Consider the following 291-nt stretch of genomic DNA (forward strand, 5'->3'; position numbering starts at 1 on the left):
TAAATCAACGAATTTATCAAAACCATCTAGAAAAAATTGCCATATGTAATATTCATGATACTCTCCATTAAATAATACTTTCGCATCGTAAAACTTATTTGGATATAAATTGAATTTTTCTAAAACTTCTTTCATTCGTTTTGAAATAGGTATTCCTGAAAAAAAACTTGGTTTTTCTCCAATCCAGCTATGAAAATCACATAAAAATTCAACATTAATAAATTCATCCGAATATCTAGGAATTAAAAAATCAAATTCCCAATTTTTATCATATATCTTATTTGCATGACC

Annotated in this window: 1 protein-coding gene; it reads right to left on the reverse strand. The window is 25.1% G+C overall.

Annotated features, from left to right (window positions below; translation table 11 throughout):
- On the reverse strand, nucleotides 1–291 hold a 291-nt coding region (locus F7018_RS18630), incomplete at both ends, for a hypothetical protein (protein WP_175578781.1).

Source organism: Tenacibaculum aiptasiae (assembly GCF_008806755.1).
Taxonomy (GTDB): Bacteria; Bacteroidota; Bacteroidia; order Flavobacteriales; family Flavobacteriaceae; genus Polaribacter; species Polaribacter aiptasiae.